At 47.4% G+C, this 19,506-nt stretch carries 18 protein-coding genes and 1 tRNA gene; 13 read left to right on the top strand and 6 right to left on the bottom strand.

The annotated features are described in order from the left end of the window. The first annotated feature begins 13 nt into the window (after positions 1–13). From MJ611_RS11850 to MJ611_RS11820, 7 genes are read left to right on the top strand one after another with little or no spacing between them, the layout of a single operon-like run. The gene (locus MJ611_RS11850; RefSeq protein WP_250430013.1) at positions 14–577 is read left to right on the top strand and encodes a gluconate 2-dehydrogenase subunit 3 family protein; all 564 of its coding nucleotides are present in this window, start codon (positions 14–16) and stop codon (positions 575–577) included. A gap of 10 nt (positions 578–587) precedes the next feature. After that, positions 588–1,745: a Gfo/Idh/MocA family protein gene (locus MJ611_RS11845; RefSeq protein WP_250430012.1), complete on the top strand. Its 1,158-nt coding sequence runs from the start codon at positions 588–590 to the stop codon at positions 1,743–1,745. A gap of 26 nt (positions 1,746–1,771) precedes the next feature. Continuing rightward, the gene (locus tag MJ611_RS11840; protein ID WP_250430011.1) at positions 1,772–2,251 is read left to right on the top strand and encodes a c-type cytochrome; all 480 of its coding nucleotides are present in this window, start codon (positions 1,772–1,774) and stop codon (positions 2,249–2,251) included. 4 nt (positions 2,252–2,255) lie between these two features. Beyond that, positions 2,256–3,047: a 3-keto-disaccharide hydrolase gene (locus tag MJ611_RS11835; protein WP_250430010.1), complete on the top strand. Its 792-nt coding sequence runs from the start codon at positions 2,256–2,258 to the stop codon at positions 3,045–3,047. Positions 3,048–3,084: 37 nt separating this feature from the next. After that, entirely contained in the window at positions 3,085–4,341 is a 1,257-nt protein-coding gene (locus MJ611_RS11830; RefSeq protein ID WP_250430009.1) for a nucleoside permease, read from the top strand. A gap of 16 nt (positions 4,342–4,357) precedes the next feature. Continuing rightward, positions 4,358–5,248 (top strand): hydroxypyruvate isomerase family protein, encoded by an 891-nt coding sequence (locus MJ611_RS11825; protein WP_250430008.1) that lies wholly within the window; start codon positions 4,358–4,360, stop codon positions 5,246–5,248. A gap of 46 nt (positions 5,249–5,294) precedes the next feature. Next, a complete protein-coding gene (locus MJ611_RS11820; RefSeq protein WP_250430007.1) occupies positions 5,295–6,251 on the top strand; it encodes a sugar phosphate isomerase/epimerase family protein in 957 nt (318 codons plus the stop codon). A gap of 147 nt (positions 6,252–6,398) precedes the next feature. Here MJ611_RS11820 and MJ611_RS11815 read toward each other — a convergent pair. Further along, positions 6,399–6,470, bottom strand: a tRNA-Glu gene (locus MJ611_RS11815). 159 nt (positions 6,471–6,629) lie between these two features. Then, positions 6,630–9,050, bottom strand: a complete 2,421-nt coding sequence (locus MJ611_RS11810) for an ABC transporter permease (RefSeq protein WP_250430006.1) — start codon at positions 9,048–9,050, stop codon at positions 6,630–6,632. Positions 9,051–9,431: 381 nt separating this feature from the next. On the opposite strand from MJ611_RS11810, the gene MJ611_RS11805 reads away from it, so the two are divergent. From MJ611_RS11805 to MJ611_RS11790, 4 genes are all read left to right on the top strand, one after another. Continuing rightward, on the top strand, positions 9,432–10,817 hold the full coding sequence (locus MJ611_RS11805) for a sigma-54-dependent transcriptional regulator (protein WP_250430005.1): 1,386 nt from the start codon (positions 9,432–9,434) through the stop codon (positions 10,815–10,817). Beyond that, on the top strand, positions 10,807–12,162 hold the full coding sequence (locus MJ611_RS11800) for a sensor histidine kinase (RefSeq protein WP_250430004.1): 1,356 nt from the start codon (positions 10,807–10,809) through the stop codon (positions 12,160–12,162). Before MJ611_RS11805 ends, MJ611_RS11800 begins: the two co-directional genes overlap by 11 nt. 116 nt (positions 12,163–12,278) lie before the next feature. Further along, positions 12,279–12,698 carry an OsmC family protein gene (locus MJ611_RS11795; protein WP_250430003.1) on the top strand — a complete coding sequence of 140 codons (420 nt, stop codon included), beginning with the start codon at positions 12,279–12,281 and terminating at the stop codon, positions 12,696–12,698. Between the two features lie 217 nt (positions 12,699–12,915). Next, positions 12,916–14,238: a type IX secretion system plug protein gene (locus MJ611_RS11790; RefSeq protein ID WP_250430002.1), complete on the top strand. Its 1,323-nt coding sequence runs from the start codon at positions 12,916–12,918 to the stop codon at positions 14,236–14,238. A 221-nt stretch (positions 14,239–14,459) separates the two neighbouring features. On the opposite strand, the gene ychF is transcribed toward MJ611_RS11790, so the two are convergent. Both ychF and MJ611_RS11780 read right to left on the bottom strand, forming a co-directional pair. After that, positions 14,460–15,557: a redox-regulated ATPase YchF gene (gene ychF, locus MJ611_RS11785; protein ID WP_250430001.1), complete on the bottom strand. Its 1,098-nt coding sequence runs from the start codon at positions 15,555–15,557 to the stop codon at positions 14,460–14,462. Between the two features lie 749 nt (positions 15,558–16,306). Beyond that, complete coding sequence (locus MJ611_RS11780; RefSeq protein WP_250430000.1) at positions 16,307–16,636, bottom strand: DUF3276 family protein; 330 nt, start codon at positions 16,634–16,636, stop codon at positions 16,307–16,309. Positions 16,637–16,781: 145 nt separating this feature from the next. On the opposite strand from MJ611_RS11780, the gene MJ611_RS11775 reads away from it, so the two are divergent. Both MJ611_RS11775 and MJ611_RS11770 read left to right on the top strand, forming a co-directional pair. Further along, on the top strand, positions 16,782–17,198 hold the full coding sequence (locus tag MJ611_RS11775; RefSeq protein WP_250429999.1) for a septal ring lytic transglycosylase RlpA family protein: 417 nt from the start codon (positions 16,782–16,784) through the stop codon (positions 17,196–17,198). Between the two features lie 6 nt (positions 17,199–17,204). After that, entirely contained in the window at positions 17,205–18,116 is a 912-nt protein-coding gene (locus MJ611_RS11770) for a DUF58 domain-containing protein (RefSeq protein ID WP_250429998.1), read from the top strand. A gap of 70 nt (positions 18,117–18,186) precedes the next feature. Here the strand turns inward: MJ611_RS11770 and MJ611_RS11765 are convergent, their stop codons facing one another. Further along, positions 18,187–18,576, bottom strand: a complete 390-nt coding sequence (locus MJ611_RS11765; protein ID WP_250429997.1) for a rhodanese-like domain-containing protein — start codon at positions 18,574–18,576, stop codon at positions 18,187–18,189. A gap of 181 nt (positions 18,577–18,757) precedes the next feature. Further along, positions 18,758–19,447 carry a hypothetical protein gene (locus MJ611_RS11760; RefSeq protein WP_250429996.1) on the bottom strand — a complete coding sequence of 230 codons (690 nt, stop codon included), beginning with the start codon at positions 19,445–19,447 and terminating at the stop codon, positions 18,758–18,760. Between the last annotated feature and the right edge of the window lie 59 nt (positions 19,448–19,506).

Genomic DNA, 19,506 nt, shown 5'->3' with positions numbered 1-19,506 from the left:
TAACAAATAACCTATGAATAGACGAGAAGCCATGTCAGCTGTAGGCTGGCTTTTAGGCGGAACCCTGGTGGGCGCCGATCTGCTGGTTGCCTGCACCTCCAAACCTGCCAAAGTTAACGAACTCTTTGACCAGGACCAGGTAACAATGCTGGACGAAGTAGGGGAGACGATTCTGCCTGCCACCTCGACACCGGGTGCCAAGGCGGCACAGGTAGGTGCATTTATGGCCGTCATGGTGCAGGACTGCTACAAACCCGAAGACCAGAAAGTGTTTCTGGAAGGCCTGAAGAAACTGGACGAAGCCAGCGACAAAAAATTTGGCAAGCAGTTTATGAAACTGGATGCCGGCCAACGTACCACCCTGCTGACCGCACTGGACAACGAGCAAAAAGAATACATGCAGACAAAAGAGCCGGAGCAGCCGAGCCACTATTTCCGGATGATGAAAGAACTCACCTTGCTTGGATTCTTTACGTCGGAAGTGGGAGCAACAAAAGCGCTACGTTACCTGCCGGTACCCGGCAAGTATGAAGGCTGCATAGACTATAAAAAAGGCGACAGAGCCTGGGCAACCTGAAGTATAAAGTATGCAGAAGAAACTACGCTTAGGTATGATAGGCGGTGGGCAAGGTGCCTTTATAGGGGCCGTTCACCGCATAGCAGCACAACTGGATGGCGAATATGAACTGGTTTGCGGAGCCTTCAGCAGCGATCCGGAAAAGTCCAAAGCCAGCGGCTTGCTACTTGGGCTGTCGGAAAACCGGGTTTATACTTCCTACCAGGAATTATTCGAAAAAGAAAATCAACTGCCGGAAGTGGAGCGGGTGCAGGTGATCAGCATTGTAACGCCCAATCATGTGCATTTCGAGCCAGCCCGGATGGCCCTGGAAAATGGCTTCCATGTTGTGCTAGACAAACCCATGACCTTCTCCCTGGAGGAAGCACTTGTTTTACGGGATGTGGCAAATAAGTCGGGTAAGCTTTTCTGCCTGACGCATACCTATACCGGCTACCCGATGGTGAAGGAAGCCCGGCAAGTGGTAGCATCCGGTAAGCTCGGCAAGTTCCGCAAAGTATACGTAGAATACCCGCAGGGCTGGCTGAGCCGGTTCGAAGAAGGCGGCGACAACAAGCAGGCATCGTGGCGTACAGATCCCAGCCAGAGCGGCATTGCCGGTTCTATGGGCGATATCGGTACCCATGCCTTTAACCTGGCCGAATACGTAAGCGGGCTGGAAGTGACCCAACTGTGTGCCGATATCAATACGGTGGTGGAAGGCCGCAGGCTGGACGATGACGGTGCGGTACTGCTGAAATTTAACAACGGTGCCAGCGGCGTACTGATTGCCACACAGGTAGCAGCAGGCGAAGAAAATAATGTCAAAATCCGGGTATACGGCGAGCACGGCGGCGTGGAATGGCAGCAGCAGGATGCCAATACGCTACAGGTAAAGTGGCTCGATCGTCCAACCGAAATCTGGCGAACCGGAGGGGGCTATGTAAGCACTTATGCGCAGCACAACACACGTACCCCGGCTGGTCACCCGGAAGGTTACCTGGAGGCCTTTGCCAACCTGTACCGCAATTTTGCCCTTTGCATCAAAGCCGAACTGGAAGGTAAACAGCCCGAACCTGAGTGGCAGGATTACCCTGGTATTGAGGAGGGCGTTCGTGGCATGGCCTTTATTGAAAATGTGGTCGCATCCGGCAAATCAGACAAAAAGTGGCTCAATTTCACGATCTAAAGTATAGCCACACATACATTGACTATATGAAAAAAACATTTATACTTCTTAGCTGCGTTGCCTTATTGGCGGCGTGTAACAACAGCAATAATTCCCAGGCTGAAGGTGATGAAAAATACTATGAAAGCCCTGAAAGCGACTCTGCGGATGCCGCTGATCTGAATGCCAGTCTCCGGCAATCGGAAGTAGATACCAACATCACCAACATTGGCACCGACCGAAGCGTAGAGCCTGCCACTTCCGACACCTTTGCAGAGGGAGAAAAGCTCATCGCGCAGTCCGACTGCCTGGCCTGCCACCAGGTTGATAAAAAGTTAGTAGGTCCTTCCTACAAAGAAGTAGCGCAGAAGTATGCGTTTAACGACAAGAATGTAAACTACCTGTCAGAAAAGATCATAAAAGGGGGTAAAGGGGTTTGGGGCGAAGTGCCTATGACTCCCCATCCGGACATGCCGGAGCAAAATGCCCAGGCAATGGCTAAGTATATTTTATCCCTCAACAACTAAAACTATGCTGCGAAACCTTCTTGTGTACACTTCGCTGGCTACGCTGCTGGCCTGCCAATCTAACCATTCAGAAACAAAAGAAACCTCAGAATCTGCAACCGCAAATGCTGCAACAGCAAGCGAGGAAGAAGGCTGGGAAAATTTGTTTGACGGTAAAACAACTAAGGGTTGGCACACCTACGGGAAAGACAGCATCGGCAAAGCCTGGAAAGTACAGGATGGAACGCTGCACCTGGACGCTTCGAACAAAAAAGACTGGCAGACCAGCGAAGGCGGCGATATCGTAACGGACCAGACCTTCGAAGACTTCCACCTGAAGCTGGACTGGAAAGTGGCCCCGAATGGAAACAGCGGCATCATGTTTTATGTGCAGGAAGACCCTGCCAAGTATGAGTATGCCTGGCAAACCGCTCCCGAAATGCAGGTGCTCGACAATGCCGGACATCCGGACGCAAAGATTGTAAAGCATCGCGCCGGTGACTTGTACGACTTGATCACAAGCAGCCCCGAAACAGTAAAACCGGCTGGAGAGTGGAACCACGCAGAGATCATCAGCAACAATGGCGCGTTAGAGTTTTATCTGAACGGCACTAAGGTTGTCAGCACCACGATGTGGGATGATAACTGGAAGGCCCTGATCGCGGGCAGCAAGTTTAAAGACATGCCGGGTTTCGGTACCTTTAAATCAGGCAGAATAGCGCTGCAGGACCACGGCGATAACGTGTGGTACCGCAACATCCGGATCAAACGATTGGATGAAGCTGCTTCCGACGCTGCAAAAACCGACGCCAACTAATCTCTTTTGTTCATCCCATCCATCAAACGCCATCGCCATGAATTCATTAACCCGCATCAAACTGTCTATCATGATGTTCCTGGAGTTCTTTATCTGGGGCGCTTGGTTTGTTACCTTAGGTACTTACCTTTTATCGAACCTAGAGACTTCTGCCACACAGGTAGGCATGGCTTTCCTGACACAGTCTATCGGGGCTATTGCGGCACCATTTATAGTTGGTCTGATTGCCGATAAGTTTTTCCCGGCGCAGCGCATCCTGGGCATTCTGCATCTGATTGGTGCGGTGTTATTGTGGCAGGCGTCTGTGGTAACAGATTTCGACAGCTTCTATCCCTACATCCTCGTGTACATGATCATTTACATGCCTACGCTGGCGCTGGTCAATTCAATTTCTTTCCGGCAGATGCAGAACCCGAGCAGAGAGTTTCCGCCTATCAGGGTGTTGGGTACCCTAGGTTGGGTAGTTGCTGGAGTAACGATTGGTTGGCTGAACTGGGAGCAGAACGGAGAACTTGGGATGACGTTCAAAATGGCCGCTGCTGCTTCGCTTATACTTGGTTTGTTCAGCTTTACGTTGCCTTCTACGCCACCTGTTAAAAAAGGGGAGAAAACATCGCTGGCCGATCTGATGGGCCTGGATGCAATCGGTATTTTAAAGAACCGTTCTTACCTGTTGTTTTTCCTCTCGTCGGTGGCTATTTGCGTACCGCTTTCATTTTATTATGGCTTTACCAATCCATTCCTGAACGAGATCGGGATGGAGTCTGCTGCCGGTAAGCAGTCGCTGGGCCAGATTTCAGAGCTGTTGTTTATGGTGCTGATGCCGCTCTTTTTTGTGCGCCTGGGTGTGAAGAAAATGCTGGCCATTGGTATGCTGGCGTGGGTACTACGTTATGTCTTGTTTGCTTATGGAAATGTCGATTCAGGCTACTGGATGTTGATCGGCGGCATTGTGCTGCACGGCATCTGCTACGACTTCTTTTTTGTAACAGGCCAAATCTATACCGATAACCTGGCAGGTGAACGGTTTAAAAGCTCGGCGCAAGGCTTGATTACGTTGGCTACCTACGGAGTGGGCATGCTGATCGGCTCTATGTTATCAGGAGTAATCGTGGATGCTTACCAGACGCCGGAAGGCCATGCCTGGACAACAATCTGGCTGATTCCAGCTGCCATTGCCGGAGCAGTATTGCTGCTGTTTATACTTCTGTTCAAAGATAGAAACAACCAGCCTGCAATATCGCCCCTTGCCCAGGAACACGACAAAAACGCTGCCATTACAAGTTTGCCTTAAACTCAAAGTATAAATTATGTCGTTCGGGGATCAAAGAAGAAACGCGCTCAAAAGTATAGTTGCCGGAACAGCCGCTCTGACAGCTGGCGGTCTGCTACCTTCCTTAACAGCATGTGCGCAGGAATCAGAAGTTTTAACGCGATTAAAAGGCAACATCAACCACGCTGTTTGCCGCTGGTGCTTTAACGATCTGTCGGTGGATGAGCTTTGCAGGGCGGCGAAAGGAATGGGTATAAAAGGCATCGACCTAGTGGGACCGAAAGACTGGCCCACGCTGCAGAAGTATGGCCTGCATTCGACAATGTGCAACGGTGCAGAGATAAGCCTGACAGAAGGCTGGAACAACAAACAGTATCACGCCACGCTCATCAAGAACTACTCAGAGATGATCCCGCTCGTGGCGAAGGCTGGCTACAATAACCTGATCTGTTTTAGTGGCAACCGCAATGGCCTCGATGATGAGACAGGGCTAAAGAATGCGGCAGAAGGATTGAAAAAGATGATGCCTCTTGCTGAAAAGTATAAGGTGGTACTGGTAATGGAACTACTTAACAGCAAGATCGACCACAAAGACTACCAATGCGATAAAACTGCCTGGGGAGTGGAGCTGGCAAAACTAATTGGCTCCGAAAACTTCAAGCTGCTCTACGACATTTACCACATGCAGATCGATGAAGGTGATGTGATCAGAACTATAAAAGACAACCACCAGTACATTGCCCATTACCACACAGCCGGTGTACCGGGCCGCAACGAAATAGACGAAAAGCAGGAACTATACTATCCTGCTATTATGCGGGCTATAAAAGACACCGGTTTCAAAGGCTATGTGTCACAGGAGTTTATTCCTAAAAACGAAGACAAGCTGGCATCACTCACAAAAGCCATCCAGATCTGTGATGTGTAATGCACACTTACAGTATCAAATTTATACTTCTAAATGAGATAGATCTATGAACAAAAGACGTTCCTTCCTGCAACAACTTGGCCTTTTATCAGCCGGCTTTGTGATTGCTCCCTCCCTGGTATCCTGTAACTCACAGGAGCAGACCGCAGAAGAGAAAAGCACTACAGATGCAGCAGCAACTACAGACACTGCCGATACTGCAGCCTCCACGAATTTGAGCCAGGTGGGTATACAGTTGTATACTTTGCGCGAGCTGCTGCCAAAAGATGTAAAGGGTGTTATTGTAAGGGTAGCGCAGGCCGGTTACCAGGATGTGGAAACGTATGGCTACTCCAAAGATGGCGGCTATTGGGGGCTGGATCCAAAGGCACTCAAGGAACTGCTGCAGTCCAACAAACTCATCTCCAGCAGCGGGCATTACGATTTTGGCCAGTACATAGCAACGGGCAATACCGATCAGGTAAAAACTATCATCGATGCGGGTAAGATAGTAGGACAAACCTACATTACGGTGCCTTACCTGGGGGAAGAAGTACGGGGCAGTGCCGATGCGTACAAAGCGATAGCAGAAAAGCTCAACAAGGCAGGGGAACTGTGTAAGCAAGCCAATCTACAGCTGGCTTACCACAACCATGATTTCGAATTCAAGAAGTTCGGCGACACGACGGGTTATGACATTCTGCTCAAAGAAACCGATCCATCGCTGGTAAGTATGGAAGCCGATCTTTACTGGTTTGTGAGGGGGGGGCAGGATCCGGTCGCTTACTTTAAGCAGCACCCTGGCCGTTTTGTGATGTGGCATGTGAAAGACATGGACAAGAACTCACCAAACCTGAACACAGAGATTGGCAGCGGAAGTATAGACTATAAACAAATTTTCAGTCAGGCCGGTCTTTCCGGTGTGAAACGCATTTTTGTAGAACAGGAGAACTTTGCCGCATCCATGGATCCTTTCCAAAGCATAACCCAAAGCTATGGGTATGTAAAGAATACATTGCTCTAAAAGCTTTTAATCCTGATTTAACTCCTCCTGTAAAATAAAAACTTTGAGAGTGGCCCGAGTAAAGCAAAAGGAACCTAAGACCTTATTCTCACCACACGAACCAAAAAAGCCGCTCCATTTGATATGAAGCGGCTTTTTTGATTTTAGTAGTCCGTAGGGGAATCGAACCCCTGTTGCCAGAATGAAAATCTGAAGTCCTAACCCCTAGACGAACGGACCGTGCTACTGATTTGGTGATGCAAATATAGGGGCTGTTTTCTTATCTGCAAAACGTGCGATAGAAAAAATCCGGCATCATGGTTGATGTGCTTCATTTTCAGCCAGAAAAACTTTGTCTGACTAGTTTCCGAACATTGGGCAGACAAAGTTTTTCTGGCTTTATTCGCTCTTGAGCGATAATACAGGATTGGCACGCGCTGCCTGTATGGCCTGGTAGCTCATCGTTATCAATGCGATCAGCAGCGTAGCAGAACCAGCAAGTATAAAAGCCCAGTAGCCAATGCTGATACGGTACGTAAAGTCCTGTAGCCATAGGCTCATGAGGTAATAGGCGATCGGAGCAGACAGTATAAAAGCAATCACCACCAGTTTCACGAATTCTTTTGAGAAGAGCACCGTGATGTTAAAGATAGAGGCCCCCATTACTTTTCGGATACCTACTTCCTTGGTCCGCTGTGCAGCCATAAAGGCAACCAGCCCATACAAGCCCAGGCAACCTATAAAGATGGCGATACAAGCAAAAACCTTGAATAGCGTGCTCTGTCGTTGTTCATCGCGGTAGAATTGTGCAATGGTGTCATCCAGAAACTCATAGTTGAAGACATCATCCGGGTAGGCTTTATACCATACTTTCTCCAAATGTTGGAGGGCATCTGCGCTCTGGCTCAGGTTGATCTTTGTCATCACGAAAAGGTAACTTGCAGGTTGTGCAATAAGCAGCATCGGATCGATCGGGTCACGTAAGGAAGCCTGATGGAAATCTTCAATAACTCCAACAATGATGCCTTTTGTAGTACCTCCGCTCAAAGTTATACTTTTACCCACAGCGTCTTCCGGTGATTTGAGATTGAGCTTGCGGCGCATGGTCTCGTTTATTAATACGCGTAAGGTAGAGTCATTTTCATTTTCGTTATCCCTGAACTTTCTGCCCGCAATTAGTTTCAGATCGAACACATCCAGGTAGTTCTCGTCAACGAACTTCAAGTTAGCCTGAAACGGAACGTCTTCTTTTGAATTGTTAAATCCAAAATTGGTGAGGCTGGTAATGTTACCTGCAGGTGGAGCAATGCCGTACGTTACATTTTTTATAGCAGAATTGTTCAGCATTTCCTGCCGCAGCGCTTTCAGTTTCAGGGCCTGGCCTTGTGGCAGAAAAGAGGTTACGACAGCTTCCTTGTCAAAACCTAAATCCTTGTTCCGGAGGTAGTCCAATTGTTCGTTAACTACAAGTGTGCAGATAATAAGTACCTGGCAAATAGTAAACTGTACCACTACCAGGGTCCGGCGCAACGATAAGCCTGCCATTTTCTGGCTGGACATCCTGCTCCGGAGGGCTGCAATGGGCTGGAAACTGGAGAGTACAAAGGCAGGATAAAGACCTGCAAATAACGTTACCAACAGCACCTGAACTACGAGGAACAACAGTAAAACCTGGTCATCTATTACACTGAATTCTAATTTTAGTTCCAGAAGCTGGTTCAGGTATGGTAAAGCCAATTCTGTAAGTATAACAGATATGAAAGTAGCCAGCAGTGTGATCAGGAACGTTTCGCCAAGAAACTGAAGTATTAGCTGCCAGTAGTTGCTGCCCAAAACCTTTCTTATACCTACTTCTTTCGATCTTTTTGCAGCCTGCGCTGTAGCTAGGTTTATAAAGTTAATGCAGGCTGTAATCACCAGGAATAAACCAACCAGTGCCATTGCCCAGATCACTTCTTTGGATACGGTGCGTTGGGAATAATTTCCGTAGGCGGCGTTAAAGTGCAGATCATTTAACGGTTGCAACACAAATACTTCATTTGTTCTCCTCCTGTCGGGCATGCTTTTCCTCAACGTAGCGTTTATACTTGCTGCTATTGTTTTTGCATCGGTGTTTTCCTGCAGAAGAACATAGCCATTATGGTTGCTTACCAGCGCGTTCCAGGTGTTCAGGTCATAAGAGCTATAACTTTTTAAGGTAGGGTAGGAGATAAGAAAAACAAAAGGAAAGTCGGTATTGGTAGGAAAATCAGGTATAACAGCAGCGACCTTCAGCATTAACCTGTTGTTGAACTTTACTACTTTCCCTTCGGCATTTTCACCCGGGAAGTATTTTCCGGCCATGGTCTCGGTCAGGATAATGTTGTTTGGTTCGCGCAGGTATGGCCTCAGATCTTTGCCGCCGGTATCGAAGCTGAAAATATCGAATAACTCGGGTTCTACGAAACCTACGCCTCCTTCTTCCCTAAAATGTTTAGGAGCCTCGTTGCCTTTGGCAGGTACAGTGATCTGGCCGCCTTCCTCACCATACATCTGTGTAATATTTTCAAATCCCGGATTGTTGCTTCGCAGGATTTTTGTAGCCGGAAAGTGAATAGCAGAGGATTGGAATACCCCATCGCCATAGTTTGAGTCGACATTAATCCGGTAAATTCTGTCTGATTTCGCGTGAAAGGTATCGTAACTCAATTCATACTTTATTACCAGGAAAAGCAGAATGCTGCAGGTGATCCCCAGCGATAGGCCGGCTATATTCAGGATGCTGTAGCTATTGTTGCGTAACAGCGATCTAAAGGCAGTAAGGAAATAGATCTTGAGCATGGTATATCAGACTTAAGTATAACTATAGCGAAATAAAGGCAATTGTTTTAACGGTCTCGGTCAGGTACTTTTTCTCTGGTTGCCGGTTATTGGTGATGAATATTTTCATAGTTTTTAGTTTTTTAGAAAGTATACTGCCAACACGCAGAGCAGCTTGTTGTAGTAAACCAATGCCAATTGCTGTGCCAGTAGCCTAAAACAAGGTACAGATCATTTCCTGGCAGTTTGAGAAGGCCGGCTGTGTTCACTCGTGGACATTAACTGTCCATGAGTGAACAGTTAAAAGTACATTTTATCCTAAAATGATGTAAATTAGGGTATAATAGCCTGGCACAATCTTTTATACTTGTATCAGTGCAAAAAACTTATTGCTACCCTGCCATGGAACAAAACCTCGGAAGAATACTGGTAATCGACGACAACGAAGATGTGTTGTTTTCTGCCAAAATGCTGCTGCGCAAGTATGCCACTGAAGTAGTGATGGAGAAGAACCCGAAGAAGATCCCTTTTCTGGTATCCAACAACGAGTTTGACATCATTCTGCTGGATATGAATTTCAGCCATGATATTACCAGCGGGCAGGAAGGTTTCTATTGGTTAAAGGAAATCCTGAAGTATGATCCGTCGGCGGTGGTGGTGATGATCACTGCGTATGGCGATGTAGAGATGGCGGTGCGGGCACTTAAAGAAGGAGCGACCGATTTCGTGCTCAAACCCTGGCAAAACGAGAAATTGCTGGCAACACTCACGTCGGCTTCGAAACTGCGCCGCTCGTACCAGGAGGTAAACCAGTTAAAAGAAGTAAATAAGAATCTTACAGCCGAATTGAACAGCACGCAGCAGCCGATCATAGAGGGGAAAAGCCCGGCCATGCGCAACCTGTTCTCCATTATCGATAAAGTAGCCAGAACCGATGCCGATATCCTTTTGCTTGGAGAGAACGGAACAGGCAAGGAAGTAATTGCCCGCACCATACACCAGCGCTCCTCCCGTGCCGATAAAGTGTTTGTGAGTGTGGACATGGGTGCCATTACCGAAACACTTTTCGAGAGTGAGTTATTTGGGCATAAGAAAGGCGCCTTTACCGACGCCAAAGAAGACCGCATTGGCCGCATAGAAGCTGCAAACGGAGGAACTTTGTTTCTGGATGAGATCGGCAACCTGTCGCCGGCACTGCAGGCCAAACTACTAACCGTGCTGCAGCGACGCGAGGTGATACGGGTGGGCACGAACAAACCTATACCGGTAAATGTACGCCTGATCTGCGCTACCAATATGCCACTGAAAGAGATGGTGCAGCGCCACGAGTTCCGCCAAGACTTGCTCTATCGCATTAATACAGTAGAGATACACCTGCCGCCACTACGGGAGCGGCTGGAGGATATTCCGCTGTTTGCGGAGCATTTTCTGGCGATTTACGGGCAGAAGTATAAGCAACCGATCAAGCGCCTTTCAGAGGCAGCTTTGGCTAAATTACGGCGCTACAACTGGCCTGGAAACGTGCGGGAACTTCAGCATGTACTGGAGCGTGCCTGTATCATGAGCGATAACCGGGAGCTGCAGCCGGATGATTTCTTCTTCCTGCAGGAATCAGCGCCTTCAGAAACCCAAACTTCCGCTGCCGAAGCGATCAGCCTGGATGAAATCGAACGCGATGCCGTGCAGCGTGCCCTGCAAAAGCACGAAGGCAATATATCCAAAGCAGCTAAAGAATTAGGTTTGTCGAGAGGTGCGTTATACAGAAGGCTGGAAAAGTATGCGCTTTAATAACTACAGGCTCCAGCTGTTGCTGCGACTGGCTGTGCTGGCCGGTACGATATACCTCCTTTCCCGCATTGGTTTAAACCCGGATTACAGGGGTACATTTATCGGTTTGCTGGCTTTTGCCCTGCTGCAGGTATACCTGTTCATACAATACCATGAGCGCACCAACAAACAGTTCCTGCGTTTTCTCAATTCCATCCGGTACGATGATTTTACCGAGCTTTTTCATGTAACCGGAGAGGGTAAAGTTCAGAAAGAACTGGCTTTGCGCCTGAATGAGGTAATGAACAAATTCAGGGAAGTGCGTGCCGAGAAAGAGGCCCACCTGCATTACTTCGAAGTAATTGTGCAGCACATCGGCATTGGCATCATCACGTACAAGGCCGATGGTACGATCCTGATGTTAAACAATGCAGCCAAAAAACTTTTACAGATCGGCCATGCACAAAATATAAAAGAACTTGCCCGTGTTAGCCCGGTTCTGGCGCTGGGCTTGCAGGAGATGGAGCATGGCGAAAAACAACTGGTGCAGGTACGGCAGGTAGGAGAGCAGGCGAACCTGTCGGTGCATGTGATCGAACTGGCCTTGCTGGGCGATACCGTAAAACTCGCCTCTATCCAGAACATCCAACGGGAACTGGAAGAGAAAGAGATGGAAGCCTGGCAGAACCTGATCAAGGTGCTGACCCATGAGATCATGAACTCGGTAACTCCGATCGCATCGCTTTCTTCCAGCGCCGGTGAGGAGATCAACAGTTTTATCGATACGCCTGCCGAAGAGATTACCCTGCTGAAGGAAGAACTGGAAGACATCGGGCAGTGCCTGCAGACGATAAGCCGGCGCAGCGATGGCCTGATCCGGTTTGTGAACGACTTCCGCAACCTGACAACGATCTCTGTTCCGCATATGACCTTATTTAATGTCGGGGAACTGCTGCAGGAAACCAAACTGCTGTTGCGGGAGCAATTTGCGGCGCAGCATGCCAGTCTCAAGATCGATATTCCTTCAGGGCCGCTGCTGTTGTCTGCAGACAGAAGTATGATCTCTCAGGTGCTTATTAACCTTGTTAAAAACGCGCTGGAGGCAACGCAGGAGGAGACTGACAGACGGGTTACGCTTCGTGCTTACCTGGACGATCGCAGCCGCATCAGCATTGAAGTAAGCGATAAAGGGCAAGGTATGACGGAAGAGGCAATGGCTAAAATCTTCATACCTTTTTTCACCACCAAGAAATCCGGCTCAGGGATAGGGCTAAGCTTGTCACGCCAGATCATGCGCCTGCATAAGGGTACCGTGCTGGTACAGTCGGAACTTGGCAAGGGCACCACGTTTACGCTTCGTTTTTAAGCTTAGATAGTTAAGCTTCCGATGCCTCCCAGGTTCTTTAGCGCCCCTAAGTACAACAGCTGGTTTCTGCCGTATACTTATACTTCTTACACTTAAAGAACTATAATAGTGCAGCCATGAGCAGAGTTAAAGTTAGTGTTGATAAAGAGAGCAGCCTGAAAGCCGAAATAGAAGTTGCTGGCCAAACGCTCGTCATAGATGAGTCTGACAAAGAAATCGCTGGCCCGGACCCTTACGATTACATACTTAGCGCTATCGGCTCTTGTGCTGCAATTACCCTGCACATGTACGCCAAACACAAGCAGTGGCCGCTGGATCGCGTTGAAATCAAACTGAAGCACGAGCGCAAGCATGCAGACGATTGCGAACACTGCGAATTGGATGAAGCAAGGCTTACCCAGGTTGTAAAGCATGTTAAACTGTACGGCGACCTGGATGAGAAACAGCGCCAGCGACTGAAGCAGATATCGGATCGCTGCCCGGTGCAGAAAACGCTTGTGGCTGGTATAACAGTTAAATCCATTCTGGAGCACTAAGCAGATTTATACTTATAACGCGGATGGATTTTCTACATAATAGTAGGTAGCGTAAGCAGCAGATAATAAGCACACAGGGAAGCTGGTTGTAAGCAATTTATACTTTGCCTGGATTGCTGGCATCTTGCCAATCAGGTACTTTTAGGTATATTTAGTACGCCAAACAAAACAGGCACTAAGTTAGACGCCTTCTGCTTATAACCAGCCTGCGCTACTCATGTTAAGAAAAACATCTTATACTTTCCTGCTGGCTGCTCTGCTTTCATCCGGTATGGTAGCCTGTGTGCCCATTGAGCAACAGGGGCAGAGCACTACCGGTGCCGTCAGCAATCAAACTCCTGTACGATATGAGGATTATGTCTACGACCAGAGTATAAAGTCGGTGCAGTTTTATGTTGCGACCGGCGTACCTGAAGAAGTACTTGAACCTGCTGTAACGCCGCTTAGCCAGGAGCGACCGGTTATACTTGAGTTCGATCGCCTGAATGCCAATCCCCAGCGCCTGGTAGCTAAACTGGTACATTGCAACATGGACTGGACGCCTTCCTCGTTAACAGAAACACAGTACCTGAACGATTTCAACGAGTTCTTTGTGACAGATGTACAGAATTCGGTGAACACACGGGTGCCCTATGTGCATTACCGCTTTCGGGTGCCTCGGGTAAAGATCAGCGGCAATTACCTGCTGCAGGTGGCAGAGGAGGGAGGAGGTATTTTACTTACACGGCGTTTGCTGGTTTACCAGAACCAGGTTGTTGTTGCAGCAAAGCTCGGAGTGCCCACCGGAACAAACGGCCGCTTTTCGCGACAGCCAGTAGAGTTTAACGTGTTCTACAAAGATTATCCGCTTGTAAATCCATCGCAGGAGGTGAAAGCCATCATGCGCCAGAACCACCGCTGGGACAATGCCAAAACTTACCCAAGACCAACCTTTGTGCGCGACGATCAGCGGCGGCTGGAGTATGTGTTCTTTGAGCCCAAAGACCACTTCCTCGGGCTTAGCGAGTTCCGCCCATTTGATACGCGCAGCATTCGTTACAAAGGGGTTGGTATTGATAAGATCGACCTTGAAAAAACGCCGATCGATGTTTACCTGCAATCAGACCAGAACCGGCAGGGGGCAGCGTATAGCCAGGATCCTGACGTAGACGGAAAGCAGATTTTCGGCAACCGGGAGTATGGCTATGCCATGGTGAACGCCGACTATACCTGGGTTGATTTTGAGTTGAAGGCAGCAGAGGAGGCAAACGGGACAGTATACTTGCTCGGAGCCCTTACGGATTGGCAGCTAAGCAACGAAGCCCGCATGCGCTACGATGCCGAACGGCAGGCCTATACCGGTCGTTTGTTACTGAAACAGGGGTATTACAACTACTACTATACTTTAAAGCCAAACAATGGCGCACCAGACGAAAGCTATTTTGAAGGAAGCCATTTCGAAACCGGCAACAGCTACGACATCCTGATCTATTATCGCCCGCCAGGTACGAGAGCCGATTTGTTGATCGGATATGAAGAAATTTATTTTAACAGGAGGTAGAGGGCAGTTATCAGTTATCAATAAATAGTAATCAGTTAATCCTTAATACTGTCTTTTTTCAGGGGCTATAAAGCAAGTGCTGAATATGTGTGATTTGTCTTATCAGGCCGTTCAGTATTTTGTGTTGCCGTTCAGACAGTATGTATAATGTATTGAAAAATGAAGTATAAAAAAAGGCAGGTGTGGTACCTGCCTTTTTTGTGTTTGATAGTTTTGTCAGTTTATACGTTGAAGCGGAAGTGCATGATGTCACCGTCCTGCACCACGTAATCTTTGCCTTCTACAGCCATTTTACCGGCTTCTTTGATCTTCGTTTCCGTCTTGTATTCCTGGTAATCCTTCAGCTTGATCACTTCAGCACGGATAAAGCCTTTCTCGAAGTCGGAGTGGATAACGCCCGCAGCCTGAGGAGCTTTCCAGCCTTTTCCAATCGTCCAGGCGCGTACTTCTTTCACACCGGCCGTAAAGTAAGTGATCAGGTCCAGCAGGCTGTAAGAAGCTTTGATCAGCTTGCTCAAACCAGATTCTTTCAGGTTATACTCAGCCAGGAACATTTCTTTTTCTTCCGGATCGGTCAGTTCAGCGATTTGCGCCTCGATGGAAGCAGAGATCAGAACCACCTGTGCATTTTCGTTTTTAACGTGCTCCTCCAGTGCTCTTGAGAACTCATTGCCTGTGTTTACGGATTCCTCGTCTACGTTTGCAGCATAGATCACCGGCTTATCGGTAAGCAGGTTCAGGTCAGCAACAGCTTCTTTGTCATCTTCGGTGGCATCCATGCTGCGGGCATTCAGACCCTGCTCCAGGTGCGCTTTATACTTCTCCAGGCTGGCCAGTTCTTTTTTAGCTTTGGCATCACCGGCTTTGGCAGAACGCTGCACCTTCTGCATTTTTTTGTCAATCGATTCCAGGTCTTTCAGCTGCAGCTCTGTATCGATGATTTCTTTATCTGAAACAGGATCTACTTTACCTGCTACGTGCACAATGTTAGGGTCTTCGAAGCAACGCACTACGTGAATGATGGCATCTACCTCGCGGATGTTTGCAAGGAACTTGTTACCTAACCCTTCGCCTTTGCTAGCACCTTTTACCAGACCGGCAATGTCAACAAACTCGATTACGGTTGGCAGCACACGCTCCGGATGAACCAGTTCTTCGAGGATCTGCAGGCGCTCGTCAGGCACCGTAATCACGCCTACGTTTGGCTCTATGGTACAAAAAGGGTAATTGGCAGATTCTGCCTTGGCATTAGAAATGGCGTTAAACAAAGTAGACTTACCTACGTTTGGCAGTCCTACAATTCCGCATCTGAGTCCCATTTATTCTTATCGTTTATTATCAGGGCGCAAATATACATTATTTTAAGCTTAGTTGAGTATGTTTATACTTTGCAGGATCAGTAAGCAGAGATGGCTATACGGATGTTGGTGTATCTCCTGATGTTGTTGGCTGCTTAGCCAAAGTATAGCGTTTTCGGTTATTCCCATTTCTGTCATCTCGACCAGCGGGAGAGATCTGGAAATGGTAAAGTATAAACCTGCCCCTGCACCCATCCAAGGAGGGGAATCTCTGCTACTGCTATACTTCAAGTATTAGTTTCATAGCTGTAGGTATAGCACGGACAGGTCGCGACCTGTCCCTACAATTCTGTTCCAGTTGCATAGCCGCTAACGAAGCCGTGTTGTTTCCAGTCCTTGGGTGGGGGTAGGGGCCCTCTTTAAAGAGCGCCTATGCGAGTTTTTCCGGTATCGCGACAGCGATATTGCGACGCAGGAGCAAAGGAAAGCTAGACAGCGCGATACCCGAGAACGAGGCCCCGCGGCCCTGAGCGCACAAAATGTAGCTATGAAAGTATAAGTAAATTAGCCTGAGGATGAACAGCAGCTACAAAGCAACATACTTGTTAGCTACATAGATCACAGTTATGGTTATACTCAGATGCTGGTTGCCACTGAACATAGCAGGATAGAAGTTGCTTATCAAGTATGGTAGGGGCATGAATAGAAGTATAAAATAAAAAAGCCCGTGCACGGCACAGGCTCTGTATTCTATAAAGGGAGTAGAACTTCTATTCCCACTTAAGTTCGTCATCAAACGAAGGCTCTGTTTCTGCCACTGGGTTTTCCAGAGCGGCCAGTGCCTCTTCTGTCAGCAATTCTGATTTAACGTGATCTATCGTTCCCTGCAGAGCCTCCATGAATTTGGCGAAGTCTTCCTTGTACAAAAAGATCTTGTGCTTCTCATATGAGAAAGTCTCGTCTTTGAACTTGCGCTTACTTTCTGTGATCGTCACATAAAAGTCGTTCGAGCGAGTTGACTTCACATCAAAGAAATACGTTCTCTTTCCAGCTCTTACCCTTTGGGAAAAAATTTCTGCTTTTTCGTTGTTCTCTTCCACCGTTTTTAGACGTTAAATTCAACTTTGTGAACCTAAAAGTAACATATTAATTTGATATATAAAAATTTTTGAATTTAAAATTTCCATAATTGGGACGCTCTAAATATTAACTTCTATATTTGCCCCGGACCAAATATAGTATATCATGAATTTATGTTCTCTTATACTAATTTATCTTTTCTCGTTCTTTAACAGCACAGCCCTTTACTCAGCGGACGGTAAGGCATCTTATTACTCCGACCGAATGCAGGGGCAGCGTACATCCAGTGGAGAGCGCTACAACAAAACGCTGCTGACAGCCGCTCACGCCACACTTCCTTTTAATACCCGTGTGCTGGTTACCAATCTCAAAAATGGCAAAACTGTCATTGTCAAGATCAACGACCGCCTGTCTGCCAGAAGTCGTTCCATTATCGATCTGTCCAGGGCAGCCGCCAAAGAACTCGACATTGTTCGAGCCGGCATAGGCACCGTGCGACTGCAGGAAGTGGAAAAAGAGCCAAAGGAGCAACAAGATCCCTCTCTGATCGTTTCAGAGAAGACCCCTGTTAAGACAGAATAGATACCGATGAAAAAGCCTCTCACCCTTGCCGACGTTCAGAAATTTGAGAACATGGAATTTCTGGCAAAGCAGCTGGTGGAGGGCTTTATCACAGGCTTGCATCAGTCGCCGTATCACGGCTTTTCGGTAGAATTTTCTGAGCACCGCCTCTACAACAGCGGCGAAAGTACCCGCCACATCGACTGGAAAGTATACGCCCGCACCGATAAGCTCTTTGTAAAGCGGTTTGAGGAGGAGACGAACCTGCGCTGTCACATGTTGCTGGATGTCTCGCCTTCTATGTATTACCCAACCGAGAACAACGGGAAAATTACGTTCAGTGCCCTGTGCGCTGCGGCTCTAGCAACGCTGCTTCGCAAGCAACGCGACGCTGTTGGCCTTGTTACCTTCTCAGATAAAATAGAACTTCAGACGCCGGTCCGATCCACGGCATCGCACCTGCATACGTTGTTATTGCTCCTGCAAAAGCAACTGGATCTAAAGCCAACAGCCCGCGACACGAACGTTTCAGACGTAATCCACCAGATTGCGCAGCAGATACCCAAGCGCTCGCTGGTGGTTATTTTCAGCGATATGCTCAGCAGACACGATGACAGCGATGCCGTGTTTGCGGCTCTTCAGCATTTAAAACATCAGAAGCATGAGGTGTTGCTTTTCCATGTGATGGACCGGAAAACCGAGGAAGAGTTTGATTTTGCCGAGCGGCCTTACGTTTTTGTTGACATGGAAACAGGGCAGGAGCTGAAGCTACAGCCATCGCAGGTGCGCGAGCATTACCGCACCGCTGTAGAGAAGTATAAGCGGGACCTGGAATTAAAGTGCGGACAGTATAAGATCGATTTTGTGCCCGTCGATATCAGCGAGCCTTTTGATAAGGTGCTGTATAGTTACCTGGTAAAGCGGGCGAAGGTGAAGTAAAGGATTTATGAATGGAGAGCAGGAAGTATAAATACCTAACTACCCTCCACTCCCTAAATTAAATACTAATTTACTTTTCTTCAGAAACCGGTTTTCCAGATTCCTTCCATGCCTTAAATCCGCCATCTAGGTGTGCCACGTTATCGTAGCCCATCTTTTTTAATGTAGCGGTAGCCAGTGCCGAGCGCCCTCCGGAAGCACAGTGTAAAATAAGTCGTTTGTTTTTATCGAACTCCGGACGGTGATAAGGTAACGAGCTGTCGGCATAAAACTCCAACATGCCCCGTGGAGCATGCACAGAGCCGGCAATTTTACCATTTTGCTTCAGCTCTTCGCTCTCCCGAATATCGATCAGCGTTGCTTTGCCATTCGATAATTCTTCGTGCACCTGTTCAGGAGTTAGGTTCTCGATTTGCTGTTTGGCTTCTTTAACCAAGTCAGTAGCAGATTTGTGTTCCATAATAACATCTTTGATTTATAAGGAAAGTTAAGTTTTACATATCTTAAATGTTATTATAGCGTGGTATACTACTAAATGGTTTGCTTGTGCAGCTATTGTTCTTTTGAATAGTTACGCTGCCATTATAATGGCTATCTTTATTTAAACTACATTCTTAGAAGAAGCTTATACTTGCCTGAACTTAGTATTTAATTACATGATGAGCTGTGTCGTACTCTACTAATGAAACAGTCTGGTTCTTTATTTCCGGGGCACCGTTCACTGTTCTCTGCCATTCTACCTTCACTTTAGAAGTATGCTTAAAATAGAACAACTTCATAAACGTAGCGTTTTCTGAGGTTGGTTTATACTTTAAAGTATCCACAATTTCCACCTGTCCTGATGGCGCCGGCTGTATTTCATCAGAAGTATAAATAAGCCTGACCAGTGCATTCTCAACCAGATCGGTTTTGGCCTTGTTTATACTTATTTTGAGTAAAGAACCCTTGGCTAAATACAAGTCCTGGTTGTTATTTTGGTGTAGTTGAGCAAACACAGCGCTTGTATCATCTTTTATTAAATGCAGGTAACCGGATTTTGATGGTTTTACCATAAAAGCTTTCCTGCTTTCAGCAGGTGTAACAACAATTTTATACTCTCCAGCTTTATTTGTTTTAGTTGGTGCAGTGATAAGCTGGGATAAGGAGTAGTCCGGAGTTAAGCTGTTGGCTATTGTAACATGAACGGTAGCATCCGCAACAGGAGCATTCGTATCTATATTTAATACCTTACCTTTGATTTCAGCAGGGGATTCGGCAGTGTAACAGGAGCTAAGCAGCACCAGGGGTAATAAGTATGGAAGTTTGTTTAATTGTTTTGTTAAGGGAAACATGTATAGCAGTTGTATAGTATCTATACAATATAGTAATTGATCTATACATCTGCAACAGG

Origin of the sequence: Pontibacter ruber (assembly GCF_023630205.1) — a bacterium.
GTDB classification, from domain to species: Bacteria; Bacteroidota; Bacteroidia; order Cytophagales; family Hymenobacteraceae; genus Pontibacter; species Pontibacter ruber.
The sequence above is the reverse complement of the archived record's forward strand: the minus strand, read 5'-3'. Positions and strand labels throughout refer to the sequence as shown.

What these genes read in the sequence shown, in the direction of transcription:
- MJ611_RS11835 (WP_250430010.1), top strand. Translation starts at nt 2,256, where the DNA reads ATGCTGCGAAACCTTCTTGTGTACACTTCGCTGGCTACGCTGCTGGCC.
- MJ611_RS11845 (WP_250430012.1), top strand. Translation starts at nt 588, where the DNA reads ATGCAGAAGAAACTACGCTTAGGTATGATAGGCGGTGGGCAAGGTGCC.
- MJ611_RS11790 (WP_250430002.1), top strand. Translation starts at nt 12,916, where the DNA reads ATGTTAAGAAAAACATCTTATACTTTCCTGCTGGCTGCTCTGCTTTCA.
- MJ611_RS11765 (WP_250429997.1), bottom strand. Translation starts at nt 18,576, where the DNA reads ATGGAACACAAATCTGCTACTGACTTGGTTAAAGAAGCCAAACAGCAA.
- MJ611_RS11770 (WP_250429998.1), top strand. Translation starts at nt 17,205, where the DNA reads ATGAAAAAGCCTCTCACCCTTGCCGACGTTCAGAAATTTGAGAACATG.
- MJ611_RS11800 (WP_250430004.1), top strand. Translation starts at nt 10,807, where the DNA reads ATGCGCTTTAATAACTACAGGCTCCAGCTGTTGCTGCGACTGGCTGTG.
- MJ611_RS11805 (WP_250430005.1), top strand. Translation starts at nt 9,432, where the DNA reads ATGGAACAAAACCTCGGAAGAATACTGGTAATCGACGACAACGAAGAT.
- MJ611_RS11830 (WP_250430009.1), top strand. Translation starts at nt 3,085, where the DNA reads ATGAATTCATTAACCCGCATCAAACTGTCTATCATGATGTTCCTGGAG.
- MJ611_RS11850 (WP_250430013.1), top strand. Translation starts at nt 14, where the DNA reads ATGAATAGACGAGAAGCCATGTCAGCTGTAGGCTGGCTTTTAGGCGGA.
- MJ611_RS11820 (WP_250430007.1), top strand. Translation starts at nt 5,295, where the DNA reads ATGAACAAAAGACGTTCCTTCCTGCAACAACTTGGCCTTTTATCAGCC.
- MJ611_RS11840 (WP_250430011.1), top strand. Translation starts at nt 1,772, where the DNA reads ATGAAAAAAACATTTATACTTCTTAGCTGCGTTGCCTTATTGGCGGCG.
- ychF (WP_250430001.1), bottom strand. Translation starts at nt 15,557, where the DNA reads ATGGGACTCAGATGCGGAATTGTAGGACTGCCAAACGTAGGTAAGTCT.
- MJ611_RS11795 (WP_250430003.1), top strand. Translation starts at nt 12,279, where the DNA reads ATGAGCAGAGTTAAAGTTAGTGTTGATAAAGAGAGCAGCCTGAAAGCC.
- MJ611_RS11825 (WP_250430008.1), top strand. Translation starts at nt 4,358, where the DNA reads ATGTCGTTCGGGGATCAAAGAAGAAACGCGCTCAAAAGTATAGTTGCC.
- MJ611_RS11775 (WP_250429999.1), top strand. Translation starts at nt 16,782, where the DNA reads ATGAATTTATGTTCTCTTATACTAATTTATCTTTTCTCGTTCTTTAAC.
- MJ611_RS11810 (WP_250430006.1), bottom strand. Translation starts at nt 9,050, where the DNA reads ATGCTCAAGATCTATTTCCTTACTGCCTTTAGATCGCTGTTACGCAAC.
- MJ611_RS11760 (WP_250429996.1), bottom strand. Translation starts at nt 19,447, where the DNA reads ATGTTTCCCTTAACAAAACAATTAAACAAACTTCCATACTTATTACCC.